Source organism: Vibrio sp. V09_P4A23P171 (genome assembly GCF_963875615.1).
In the GTDB taxonomy this organism is placed as follows: domain Bacteria; phylum Pseudomonadota; class Gammaproteobacteria; order Enterobacterales; family Vibrionaceae; genus Vibrio; species Vibrio anguillarum.
On sequence record NZ_CAWNMR010000010.1, the window covers coordinates 48,227 to 60,763 of the forward strand.

The following is a 12,537-nucleotide window of genomic DNA, read 5'->3' on the forward strand; positions in this document are numbered from 1 at the left end:
TTAAGGATAGAGCAATGCGTTTAGACGTTGCGCTTCAGCCAAGCTTTTAAGGCCTAACCCACCGACGAGAGCGTGGCCATCGATGGTGATGATCTGCTTATTTATCCCAGCCGGAGTTGCTACTAACGTCGGTATGGATTGCAAAATGGCGTCTGCTCCTCCGAGTTTTTCATAACTGCGGCCACTGACTAAAATCACGTCCGGTTGCATCTCAATTATCGCTTCCATCGACAGTGGTTTATAAGACGTCACTTGTTCAGCAGCTGGGTTAACCGCGCCAGCTAACTCAATAATACTGTTTGGCGTGGTGTCACTGCCCGCCACGTTGGCTGCCCTTCCTTCGTGGATAAGGAGAAATAGCACTTTTTTCGGTGTCTTGTGGGTAGATAGATGGTGGGTTAACGCCGCTATTGTGCTTTGAACTTGCTGTTTGAGCGCTTTAGCTTGAGGCTTTGCATCAGCGAGCGTCGCGATTTGGTCAATGCGTGCCAACAACCCCTGTGGTGTGGATTCATCATTCACCACCTCGACGTTAACGCCAGCGCCTTTAAGCTGTTGCAATGTGCTTTCTGGCCCCATTTCACTAGAACCAATCAATTGTGTTGGTGCTAAGGTTAATAATCCTTCTGCGGATAATTGGCGATGATAACCGATTTTTGGGAGAGCAAGATCGTTTGGAATTTCACTGGTGACATCGACCGCAACAAGTTTGTTTTGTGCGCCTAACGCAACGAGGATTTCGGTCACCGCGCTGCCCGCACTGATAATCCGTTCTTGCGCGCAGAGCCAAGGTGAGAAGATGAAGAGCGTTATGGCAACAAGCCAATGAGAAAAAGATTTGTGTGTCATCGTGTTGTACTCATGAAAATCATACGGTTTTTAAAAGCGCGTATGAATAGGCTATTGGGGATGGTCGGTTAATAACTGAGTGGCAGCGATGCCATTGTCTTGCAAGAACGCCAGCAATTTAACCAACTGCTGCACTTCGGCGGTTTTGTCTGCGCCAATCACGATGGGGCGATCACTCGCTTTGCTTTGTTCTAACAACGCCAATGTGAAGTTATTCCAATCGATATACTGCTTGCCATCGATAGCCCAGTAAGGTTCGTGCGCCAAAAGATTCACTGTGATTGACTGCTTGTTCACTTCACTCACGGTGGGTGAGTCGGTTGTTGGCAGTGAAACGTCTAATGACTCAAATTTAACCGCAGCTGTAAGCAGTAAAAACACCATGACAATAAAAATGATATCCAACAATGGCGTTAAATCTGGCATTAATGGGGATGAGTGAGAGTGCGGTGTCTTAATCATGATGCATTAACCACATCATTGTCAGAGACGTTTTCATACTTAGCTACACGCTCTTGTTTGGTGGTGCAATCATGCTGTAAAGAAACACCTTCGAGCCATAAGTTGACATAATTTAGTGTGTGCTCAAGTTTTGCCATCACTCTGTCAGCCCATACGCCAAGCAATTGAGCGCCGGTAATTGCGGGAAGCGCGATCAGCAAACCTGCAGCCGTGGTTCGCATCGCAATCCCTAGGCCATCCGCAAGGTCGTTTGGCGTAATATTGCCAGAAGAGAGCGCTACCCCCTTGAACATTTCAATTAAACCTAACACAGTGCCAAGTAAGCCTAGCAGTGGGCTGATCACACCAATCAAAGATAAAATACGCAGTCCGGAATGCAGTTGATGACGCTTTTCTTGCAACCAAATGCCCGCCGCATCTTCACGTAATCCTTTAGAGAAATCGTGATGAGCAAGTAGCATGGCAACCCCTTTATAAAGCAATGGGCGCTTGCTGGAAAATTCACTGGCTAACGCCTCAATTTGCGCTGTATTGGTCGGTGATATTTGGTTGAGCGCACTACCGATCGCACCTTTTCCAACACCAAGGCTAAGCAGTACTTGGAAAAGCCGTTCAGTAATGATCATGGTCGCAAGTGCTGAGCAGACAAAAAGAGGCCAGGCCATCAGGCCAAGTTGTTGTTCTAGTTGAGTAAGTAGTTCCATTATCCTTCCAATTTAAAACGTACTGGGATTTGCACTCGGTGGGCTATTTTTTCACCGTTCACCACTTGAGGAGAGAATTTCCATTGTTTGATGGCATTAAGAGCCGATTCATCTAGCAGCGCCGCGCCCGACGAAGAGAGTAGAACCTGTTTGATTTGGCGGCCGTTTTCGTCTAACCACACCTCATACATAGCGACCCCTTCAATTCCTCGTTTTTGTGCAAGCCTTGGATAAACAGGAGGGGCTGGGCGAGTAACAAAAGACGGCGCATCGACTAATTTCGGTTGATTAGTTGCGCCGCTGCTGCTTGGGGCGGCGGCGGTTTTCGGTGTCGATTCAGCGCTATTTTCATTCTCTACAGAGGATGTCACAGCTTCCTTTACAGGAGTTTGCACTTGTGCTGATTTTGTCGGTATTTTAGGAGCCGGTTTGTCTTTTACCGGTTTTGACAGGCTCTTTTTCTGCACCACTTTTTGCGGCTCTTTTTTTGCTGGTTTGGGCTTGTTGGCTCTCTTTTCTGGAGGTGGGGTTTTTGTTGCTTGCTCTTGTACTACCTGAGCTTGAGGTTGAGCCACAAAGTTAATCGACACTGAGGTGGATTGATTTCCCGCAGGCATGGCAAACACTTTTGATTCGTCATCAACGAACAAGATCGCCGCGTGAATCGCGAGAGATAGACTGCCAGCGACAAGATATCTAGTGAAATTCACGTGGTACTCCATATAACAACAAAGCGTTCTGATGAAGGGATTATTACTCAACATCAAAATAAGATCAATTATCAATTGCATTATCATTTGCATCAAATTATGATTTTACGAATTTAAAAGCTGGGTTAGAAATGCCTTGTTAGCACAGGGTTTTCGATCAACCACAATCAATCATAAACAACCTGAATTAATTCACCCTTGCCATAATTTTACTTACTAGATCGGGTTTTTAGTGGCGATTAATGTGATGTACTGAGCCAGCGTAAGGCGATTTAAAGCGAAGAACGAACTGGAAATGAATATGGATTTACTTGAACAGAAAGTGGCCTCTTTATTAGAGCAACAACCGACCTTATTGCCGGCAGCGATGGCGCAAGAGTTGAATGTGACTGAATTTGAAGTGGTGCAGGCATTGCCTAAAGAGATGGTTGCGATTGTTGATGGAGCTCAAGCTCAATCGCTGTTGGAATCATTAGCGGATTGGGGAATGGTCACAACGATTGTCCACTCTTTTGGCTCTATATTTGAAGTGAAAGCGCCTTTTCCAAAAGGGAAGTTGGCTCGTGGCTATTATAACTTGATGGGTAAAGAGGGCGAGTTACACGGCCACTTAAAGTTGGAATCCATCCAACACGTTGCTTTAGTCAGCAAGCCTTTTATGGGACGTGAAAGTCATTACTTTGGTTTCTTTAGTGAGCAAGGCGATAACATTTTTAAAATTTATCTAGGCCGAGATGAAAAGCGCGAACTGATTGCAGAGCAAGTCGCACGTTTTAGAGCATTACAACAAGACGTTCATTCCAACCAATAATATTGATATAACGATAAGCCCTGAACGCAGTGCGAAAGGGTCGAGGAGAAAGTCATGGATCAGCAGATCAAACAAGAGCGATTACAAGGACGATTGGAACCTGAAATCCAAGAGTTTCGTCAAGAACGTCGTACATTGCAATTGGCTACAGTGGACGCTGAAGGCCGTCCGAATGTGAGCTACGCGCCATTTGTACAAAACCAAGAAGGTTACTTTGTGCTGATTTCGCACATCGCTCGTCATGCGCGTAACTTGGAGGTGAACCCACACGTCTCCTTGATGATGATTGCAGACGAAGGCTCATCAAAACAGATTTTTGCCCGTCAACGGTTGACGTTTGACGCCGTTGCGAGTGTTGTACCACGTGAAACGGCGTTATGGCAGCAAGTCATTGGCCAAATGCAAGCTCGTTTTGGCGAGATCATTGACGGCTTAAGCCAGCTGCAAGACTTTGCTTTATTCCAATTGAAAGTAGAAAAAGGTCTTTATGTGAAAGGCTTTGGCCAGGCGTATCAAGTGTCTGGTGATGATATGGTTGATTTTGTGCACCTTGATGAAGGGCATAAGAAAATTTCCAACGCGTAATCTTAATCGCTCAAGATACATTGGACATTGGAAGAAAAGGCTAGTTATCTAGCCTTTTTTATTGAGGAGTTCATGGAACAACAAAGCCAGCATAACGCTGGCTTTGTGAATAATGGTTTAATCGCTAAAACTCATATTTAGCGGTAATAGCATAGTTACGCTCAGCTTGAGAGTAGTCGTTATCTAAGTTTGTTTTACCGCGGATATCATTCCAACGGTAGTACTCTTTGTCGGTTAAGTTAAATATACCCGCAGTAATCGTGACATCTTGCATTGGTTTAAAGTAAGCGGTGATATCGACAATGGTCGCACTCGGCAGTTCAACTTGGTTTTCTGTACCGCTATTAAGTTGGTCACGGTTGATATTACCGGCTGACTTCGCAGCAGTATAATTCAACTTCAGGCTAGTACCCCAAGTGGTACTTTCATCATCATAATTTAGTGCTGCGACAACATTCCATGGGTTTACGCTGTTCAATGGACGTCCGTTACCATCTTCACCTTTGCTATAACTTGCCGCTAGGCGTGTTGACATACCATTCGGGGCTCCAATTAATTGATCCAATTTTAATTGATTTGATAATTCAACCCCTTTGATCGTCGCTTCACTTAAGTTGACATAGGAGTAGTGGGTTATTCCGTTCACTTTCTTAGTTGTAACTCGTTCAATGAAATCATCATAATCGCTATAAAATGCAGAAATTTCAGTTGCCGAGACGTTTGTATTGTGACGATAACCCAATTCATAGGCCAAGCTTGTTTCTGACTTAAGGTATGGGTTTGGATCGTTCACATAACGGTGAGCAATGTTGTCATACGTGTAGTAAAGCTCAGTAAAGTTAGGGGCACGGAAGCCTTGGCTGACTTGAGCAAATACTGAATGTTGATTATTGATACGGTACAGTGCGCCAAGACGGCTGGTGAGTGCTGAATCGTCAAATTTAACGAGAGGTTCTGTGGTGCTACCACCGGGATCGGTGCTAAATGAATCATAACGAAGGCCAGGTGTGACAATCAAATTACCACTCAAAAGGGTGATCTCATCTTGAACAAAGAGGCCGATTTTTTGGTCTGTAGCATCCGGTGTATAAACCAAAACTTGATTTGGCGTTGCAGGATCCGAGTTGAGTTCTGTATTGGTATTTGAAATATCGCTACTGGCAAAACTTAAACCATAAATAAAGTTATGTTCGGTTTGACCTAAGGTAACTAACTTATCCAGTTGCGTTTCTAATTCAATTTTATCTTCATTATAGAAGTAATCTTTGGTTTGTTGGTTGTCCGCATTGGCTGGAGTGTAAGGAGGCCTTCCTGACGATGCTGGCTGAAAACGGTGCGTTAAGCCGTTATCTTCTTTGCTTTGCCAAGATGCTCGGCTAGTGATGGTGTCTGCGATGGCAGAGTCAGCTAGCCAAATGTGTTTGATGCCAAGGCGATACTGTTTCGTTGTATCTTGACCATGATAGTTTTTGTAACTGGAATGAGCGATATCAGAATCTGTTTTGTTATGCAGTGCTTCACCAAAGAACTCCAAACGGTGAGCATCGCTCAGTTGATATTGGAGCTTAAGTAGCAAGTCATTTTTTGCACTATCTTGACTCTCTATCGAATAATTTTCTTTACGATCTGCAAAATTTTGTTGCTCTTGTCCATCACGGCGAGTATAGGCGACCAAGGTCTCTAAATTGCCACTTCTATTTGCAATGGCAATATGTTCACTGAAAGATTTATCTTCTGAAGAGTAGGAAAGCTTTGCTTGTCCGCCTGTGGTTGCGTCTCCTTTTAGGAAATCACGAGGATCTTTGGTGTCAAAAGCGACGACACCACCAATGGCATCACTGCCGTGAAGGCTTGACGCCGCACCTTTGATGACTTCAACACTCTTTACCATATCGGGATCGATACTGATAGCGCTCGAATTGACAAAAGAGTAAGGACCTCCGTCGAATGCTTGTCCTTGTGTGACTCCATCAACCATGATTTTGATTCGATTACCTTCTACGCCGCGAATATTGATGGTCTGTACACCTTGGCGAGATGAGCTATTGGTTGAAACTCCAGGGGTATATTCAAGGATATCTGCGACATCTTTTGCCATATTGGCTTCAATGTCTTTGCTCGAAATGACAGCAACAGAAGCGGCGGTATTTTCGATGGTTTGAGAAGTTCGCGTTGCCGAAACAACGACCTCATCGAATCGAGAAACTTCTTCTGCGAGAGCAGCAGGGGAAAGCGCTAGCAATATGGAGGCTGATAGTAGTGTTTTAGTGTACATCTGAGTTATTACCTTATTCATCAATAACAGATTCAAGCTGTGCGCAATGATATTAGATCTAAATGGTAATTACTATCATTTGTGTTTGTGTGCTGGGGTGAAATATAAATAGAATTAGGAGTATATGTTTTAAATATCAGTCATTTGATATGTAAAACACTTGCTTTACTTAATTTTTCGATGACTAAAGTTGTGACTTTAATCACTTTCTTCTAGTTCAAACCTAGCCAAGCTGCACCACGGATGCCGCTGCTGTCACCATATTTTGCTTGGGTAAACACAATCTGTGCACTATCAGAAAAAACGTAGTTCGCTGTTGCCCGCGGTAGATCAACATACAGCGATGCTACGTTTGATAATCCTCCGCCAAGCACTATCACATCAGGATCCAACACATTAACGATGCAAGCAAAGCTGCGCGCCATTTGATCAATCAATTGTTGGTAAAGCTTTGTTGCTTGTGGGTCTTGCTGCTGGTAGCGAGTGATAATTTCGGCTGCATTCCACTCTTGTTGACCAATCAACTGAGCACTCTTTGTTAAGCCAGAACCGGAGATAAAGAGTTCAATGCAGTTATCGCGTCCGCAATAACAGTGGCGATTAGGCCCATCACGTTCACTGGTAAAACTTGGCAGCGGATTGTGCCCCCACTCACCGCATACGGCGTTCGCACCGACCAATACCTGTTTATTGATCACAATACCGCCACCGCAACCTGTGCCCAAAATCGCGCCAAAGACTACGTTGCCATCTTTGGCGGCACCATCGACCGCTTCAGACAGCGCAAAGCAATTGGCATCATTGGCAATTACAACGTTGCGCTGCAGGCGAGCGCACAGATCGGCTTTTAAATCTCGACCATTTAAAAAAGTGCAATTGGCATTTTTGATAAGCCCTGTCGCTGGGCTGATGGCTCCGGGAAGTCCAATCCCGATTTGGCAGTGAGTTTGCGTTTCGCTTTCGGCCATTGCAACCAGTTGACATAAGGTGCTTAGAAAAAGCTCGTACTCATGTGGGGTAGGGGTTCGGTGTTTAAAGAGGGTGTTTCCTGATTTATCCAGTACGCAAATTTCAATTTTGGTGCCGCCAATGTCGAAACCTATCAGCATGATTTTTCCTTATTTTGGATGTTGAGTGTGAGTCCTGACTATGGAATATAGTCTAATAATCAACGTGTTTTGTCTTTGAACTGAACAAGATAACGTGAAGTGGTGAGATTTTTTCTTTTGATTGCTGAGAATTGTTATATTATAACATTTCTCAGCAAGTGATCTTTTTATTGAAAAGGGGAGTATCTATCCCCATAGTTAGGTCATCAATGGGTCAATTCGAATGCAAATCAATTCAGCATTGCAACAAGCAATTATTCAAGTGAGTGTAGATATGGCGGAAGTACGAGCCAGAGTGGATTTCAAAGTCGGTCTAAAAAGCAATATTGACGCCGAAATACTCTCTTTTAGAGGACTGAAAACAGACAAAGAACATGTTGCGGTCATTTTTAAATCCGCAGATGTTACTCAGGAAACTCCTTTAGTCCGTATGCATTCAGAGTGTTTAACGGGCGATGTTTTTCACTCATCACGCTGTGATTGTGGTGAACAATTAGAAGAAACCATTAATAAAATGGGCGAAGTTGGCGGCATTATCCTCTATTTGCGTCAAGAAGGTCGAGGCATTGGTCTGTACAACAAAATTGATGCCTATCGCTTACAAAGTGCGGGGATGAATACTTATGAAGCCAATAATCATCTTGGCTTTGGTGACGACCTGCGTGATTTCACTGAAGCGGCGCAGATGTTGAAAGCGTTAAATGTGACCAAGATTCGTTTAGTCACCAATAACCCTAAAAAAAGTCGTGAGCTGAAGGAGCATGGTATTGAAATTGTAGAGGTCGTGAATACCGCAGCACATATTAAGTCGGGTAATGAAAATTACCTCAAGGCCAAAGTCTCCCATGGCAAACACAACTTAAAACTATAATTCAGACTTATAGATGATAGCCAAAAACCTCAGTTCGGTGAGGTTTTTGACGTTTTTACCTTGCAAAAAAATGGATAATTTGTATTATCGGCGACTAAAAGTGCAAATGATAATAATTAGCACTACCACAAGATAAAGCTCAAATCGCCTCAACAAGGATGCTCCCATGAAAGTTAACACGCTTCTTATTCAGTCAATTGCTGCCTCACTTGCCATCACAAGTAGTGCGTCATTTGCCGCTACCGTCACTAAGGAGCAGGTGGTCGAACATTATGCCAATATTGCCCATGCCGTGTTTGCAGATTCGCTGACGACCGCTCAATCATTAAAAAAATCAATTGATCAGTTCTTGATGACTCCCTCGGCGGCTAAATTGGAAGAGGTGAAACAAGCGTGGTTAGCATCGCGAGTGCCTTACCAGCAGTCCGAAGTCTTCCGTTTTGGCAATGCCGTTGTTGACGATTGGGAAGGGCAACTCAATGCTTGGCCTCTTGATGAAGGGCTGATTGACTACGTCGCTACTGATTACCAATATGAACTGGGCAATGAAGGCGCCAGCGCTAACATCATTGCCAACCAAACGCTGAAAATTGGTGCGACAACGATTGATGTCTCGACTATCACACCAGAGCTGATTGCCAGCTTAAACGAAATTGGTGGCTCTGAAGCTAACGTCGCTTCAGGTTATCATGCCATTGAGTTCCTACTGTGGGGCCAAGATTTAAATGGCACCAATGCGGGAGCTGGTGCTCGTGCTTACACGGATTTTGTCGTTGGTAGCGAATGCACCAATAACCATTGTGATCGCCGTGCCCAATACTTAAAAGCGGCTGCTCAACTGCTCGTGCAAGATTTGGCATGGATGGAAAAACAGTGGTCTGCGGATGAAAAAGCCAATTACCGTCACGAATTGCTTGCGGAATCAGCAGACAATGGTTTGCGTAAGATGTTATTTGGTATGGGGTCTTTATCACTGGGCGAATTAGCGGGCGAGCGTATGAAAGTGGCGCTAGAAGCAAACTCGACTGAAGATGAGCACGATTGTTTCTCGGATAATACCCATAACTCTCATTACTATAATGAACAAGGTATTTACAACCTTTATACCGGTTCTTACCAGCGTCAAGACGGAAAGGTACTAACAGGCCCAAGCCTGAATGATTTAGTGGCACAAAAGGATGCACAAGCAGCCAAAGAGATTCAAAAGCAGTTTGACAGTGCGCGCGCTGAAGTCGGTAAATTAGTCACGTCGGCTGAAAAAGATAATCAGCATTTCGATCAATTGATCGCGGCTAATAATCCTCAAGGCAACGCGATAGTCAATGGAGCCATTATGGCTTTAGTGGCTCAAACCGCTTCGATAGAACGTACCGCTTCAGTGATTGGGATTGATAACCTTAATCCAGATACTGCAGACCACAAATTCTAATAATAAGATGAAAGATCCAAGGGCTCAGATGAGCCCTTTTCCACGTTTACACTGAATAAAGATGTTGAGAAAAGCCCAATGAGATCGTTTTTTACCGCCGCGCTCCTAACCTTGTTTGCCCACCCCGTTTATGCCGATGAGGTGAAGTCGGGTGGCAAAACCAGTACAACCAAAGCTGGGCCGAATGCTTACTCGCTTCCTGCGGCCAATTTGCCCATGAGCAAACGGCTCGATTTTAGCGTGGGAAACAGTTTCTTTCGTAACCCTTGGGTGCCAGCGCCATCATCCACTGATGCAAGAGATGGTTTAGGGCCGCTTTTTAACACCAATGGTTGCCAAAATTGTCACATCAAAGATGGTCGCGGCCATCCGCCAGAAAAAAATGACACACATGCCGTTTCGATGTTGGTTCGCCTGAGTATTCCAGCGGTGACGGATGAACAAAAAGCGATCTACGCCAAAGAAGGGGGGATCCCCGAACCCGTCTATGGTGGACAGTTACAAGATTTCGCTTTGCCCGATCAAAAAGCAGAAGGACAAATCCAAATCGCTTATCAAGAGGTTGCGGTTGCTTTTACGGATGGCCACCAAGTGATGTTACGCAAACCTAATTTAAAAATTACTGAACTTGGTTATGGTGATATGCATCCTGACACCCAGTTTTCGGCGCGTGTCGCTCCGCCAATGATTGGCCTTGGCCTACTTGAAAGCATTGCTGATGCCAGCTTATTAGCAATGGCAGACCCTGAAGATAGTAATGGTGATGGTATCTCTGGCAAAGTGAACCGTGTTTGGGATGTAGAAAAAAAAGATTTTGCCATCGGGCGTTTTGGTTGGAAAGCCGGACAGCCTAGTTTAATGCAACAGAATGCCGCGGCGTTTAACGGCGATTTAGGATTGACCAGCCGTTTATTCCCCAAAGAAAACTGCACCGAGAAGCAAACACTCTGTCAAACCTTACCTAACGGCGGCGACCCTGAGGTCAGTGACAACATTCTTGATTTTGTCGAATTCTATTCTCAGCATTTAGCCGTTCCAGTGCGTCGTAATGTCGACGATCCACAAGTGAAGCTGGGTCAATCATTGTTCAAACAAGTTGGCTGTGAGAGTTGCCACCGCACTGACCTTAAAACGGTAAAAAGAACGGATCGCCCAGCCTTGTCAGAGCAAGAAATTCATCCTTACAGTGATTTACTACTGCATGATATGGGCGAAGGGTTAGCCGATAATCGTCCAGAAGCCTTAGCTAATGGACAAGAGTGGCGTACCCCGCCTTTGTGGGGGATCGGCTATACGCAAGAGGTGAGCGGCCATACTTATTTTTTACATGATGGCCGAGCGCGTAATCTCATGGAAGCGGTACTTTGGCATGGTGGTGAAGCGCAAGGTGCCAAAGAGAAAGTACGTCAATTCAATGCCAGCGAACGCAACGCGTTGATCGCTTTTCTTAATTCTTTATAGGGTGATAGCATGAAATTTCCTCTGTTATTTTCGATAGCAGTTACCAGCGTACTTTCGGCTTGCCAACCCACGCCGAAATCAGCGCTTGAGCCGCAAAAAAACAATCATGTTAGCCAAGGTGTTTATGAGGTTGAATTTGCTGCGGCGCAGCGTTTTGCTCAACAATCGCACCAGCTTGCTCAATTATTTGATCAGCAATGCCAGCCGGACGATGTTGCATTGCCCTTGCTGAAAGAACAGTGGCAGCAAACTATTGGGGCGTGGATGTTTTTACAAGGGCAAGAGAGAGGGCCAGCTAAAGCACTCGAGCAAAGTTGGAACGTACAATTTTGGCCAGATAAAAAAGACACCACCGGACGAAAAATGAGCCTGTTAGCGAGCAGTGGCAAGCACTGGAGTGAGGAGCAGATTGCAAACCAGAGTGTCACAGTGCAGGGGGTTGGCGCATTGGAATGGTTACTCTATGACCCTCAATCGCCGCTTCTGAAAAACCAGCAATTAGAAACTGGCTGTATGATTGGACAAGCGATCAGCGCGAATTTGGCGACGAAATCTCATTTGATTGCTGAGCAATGGCAACAGAATCCATGGTTGATGCTGGATCTGAGCGCTTGGCAAGCCGAATACATTGCGTTGCTCTCCAACCAGCTTGATTACAGCATGAAAAAACTGAGCCGCCCCTTAGCCAATATCGGCCAGCCACGCCCTTATTTTTCAGAATCGTGGCGCGCCAAAGTCTCTTTGAATAACTTGCAAAAGAATGTGCAAGCGATGCAAGCACTCTATTTAGCAAAAGACGGTTTAGATCAGATGTTGCGGGAAAGAGATCAAGTCGCCATGGCCGAACGCGTAAAAGCACATTTATCCTTGATGTTGGAAACGTGGCCGCAAACAGCCAGCTTATTTGATTTATTGCAAACTAAAACAGGCTACCGTGAGGTGCTTGCGCTCTATAACAAGTTCGAACAACTCAATTATTTACTGCATGATGAAGTCGCGGTAGAGCTAGGTGTAGTGATAGGATTTAATGCAACCGATGGTGACTGATCTAACAAGACGTACGCTGCTGAAAGCGGCGTTATTGAGCACTTCAGCGCCTCTGCTGCCACTGGGGTGTGCCACTACGCGCCGTGGCCCACAACCCGCTTTGATTGGTTGCGCTATTAATAAAGGCTCGCAGTTTCGCGCCGTTGTAGCCGACGCCCAAGGTCAAGCGATTCACCAATTACCTTTGCCTGCAAGGGGACACGGTGTTGCTATCCATCCTACCT

The 12,537-nt window shown here is 45.1% G+C and carries 12 protein-coding genes and 1 pseudogene; 7 read left to right on the forward strand and 6 right to left on the reverse strand.

Going from position 1 to position 12,537, the window contains the following annotated elements; translation table 11 throughout:
* The 4 genes from AACT23_RS04190 to AACT23_RS04205 are packed head-to-tail and all read right to left on the reverse strand — an operon-like array spanning window position 1 to window position 2,725.
* Complete coding sequence (locus AACT23_RS04190) at window positions 1–849, reverse strand: heme/hemin ABC transporter substrate-binding protein (protein WP_094127092.1); 849 nt, start codon at window positions 847–849, stop codon at window positions 1–3.
* Window positions 850–900: 51 nt separating this feature from the next.
* A complete protein-coding gene (locus tag AACT23_RS04195) occupies window positions 901–1,311 on the reverse strand; it encodes an ExbD/TolR family protein (RefSeq protein ID WP_017043643.1) in 411 nt (136 codons plus the stop codon).
* Entirely contained in the window at window positions 1,308–2,015 is a 708-nt protein-coding gene (locus AACT23_RS04200) for a MotA/TolQ/ExbB proton channel family protein (RefSeq protein WP_094127094.1), read from the reverse strand. Before AACT23_RS04200 ends, AACT23_RS04195 begins: the two co-directional genes overlap by 4 nt.
* Entirely contained in the window at window positions 2,015–2,725 is a 711-nt protein-coding gene (locus AACT23_RS04205; protein ID WP_026028299.1) for an energy transducer TonB, read from the reverse strand. The genes AACT23_RS04200 and AACT23_RS04205 overlap by 1 nt, the downstream gene beginning before the upstream one ends.
* A 301-nt stretch (window positions 2,726–3,026) precedes the next feature.
* Between AACT23_RS04205 and hutX the strand changes: the two genes are divergently transcribed.
* Together hutX and hutZ are read left to right on the forward strand one after the other, a co-directional pair.
* Complete coding sequence (hutX, locus tag AACT23_RS04210) at window positions 3,027–3,536, forward strand: heme utilization cystosolic carrier protein HutX (protein ID WP_047691815.1); 510 nt, start codon at window positions 3,027–3,029, stop codon at window positions 3,534–3,536.
* 54 nt (window positions 3,537–3,590) lie between these two features.
* Window positions 3,591–4,121, forward strand: coding sequence for a heme utilization protein HutZ (gene hutZ / locus AACT23_RS04215; protein WP_017044790.1), 531 nt, complete (start codon window positions 3,591–3,593; stop codon window positions 4,119–4,121).
* A 124-nt stretch (window positions 4,122–4,245) separates the two neighbouring features.
* Here the strand turns inward: hutZ and AACT23_RS04220 are convergent, their stop codons facing one another.
* A complete protein-coding gene (locus AACT23_RS04220) occupies window positions 4,246–6,396 on the reverse strand; it encodes a TonB-dependent hemoglobin/transferrin/lactoferrin family receptor (RefSeq protein ID WP_094127096.1) in 2,151 nt (716 codons plus the stop codon).
* Between the two features lie 212 nt (window positions 6,397–6,608).
* A complete protein-coding gene (locus tag AACT23_RS04225) occupies window positions 6,609–7,505 on the reverse strand; it encodes an ROK family protein (protein ID WP_094127098.1) in 897 nt (298 codons plus the stop codon).
* A 223-nt stretch (window positions 7,506–7,728) separates the two neighbouring features.
* Here AACT23_RS04225 and AACT23_RS04230 point away from each other — a divergent pair, with 223 nt between their 5' ends.
* The 5 genes and pseudogenes from AACT23_RS04230 to AACT23_RS04250 all read left to right on the forward strand — a co-directional run.
* Window positions 7,729–8,376, forward strand: a complete 648-nt coding sequence (locus AACT23_RS04230) for a GTP cyclohydrolase II (RefSeq protein ID WP_013856740.1) — start codon at window positions 7,729–7,731, stop codon at window positions 8,374–8,376.
* A gap of 166 nt (window positions 8,377–8,542) precedes the next feature.
* Window positions 8,543–9,805 (forward strand): imelysin family protein, encoded by a 1,263-nt coding sequence (locus AACT23_RS04235; protein WP_094127099.1) that lies wholly within the window; start codon window positions 8,543–8,545, stop codon window positions 9,803–9,805.
* Between the two features lie 78 nt (window positions 9,806–9,883).
* A complete protein-coding gene (locus tag AACT23_RS04240) occupies window positions 9,884–11,266 on the forward strand; it encodes a di-heme oxidoreductase family protein (protein WP_094127101.1) in 1,383 nt (460 codons plus the stop codon).
* 9 nt (window positions 11,267–11,275) lie between these two features.
* Entirely contained in the window at window positions 11,276–12,313 is a 1,038-nt protein-coding gene (locus tag AACT23_RS04245; protein WP_094127103.1) for an imelysin family protein, read from the forward strand.
* A pseudogene (locus AACT23_RS04250) lies at window positions 12,294–12,537 on the forward strand (DUF1513 domain-containing protein); the annotation flags it as partial. The gene AACT23_RS04245 and the pseudogene AACT23_RS04250, both read left to right, overlap by 20 nt.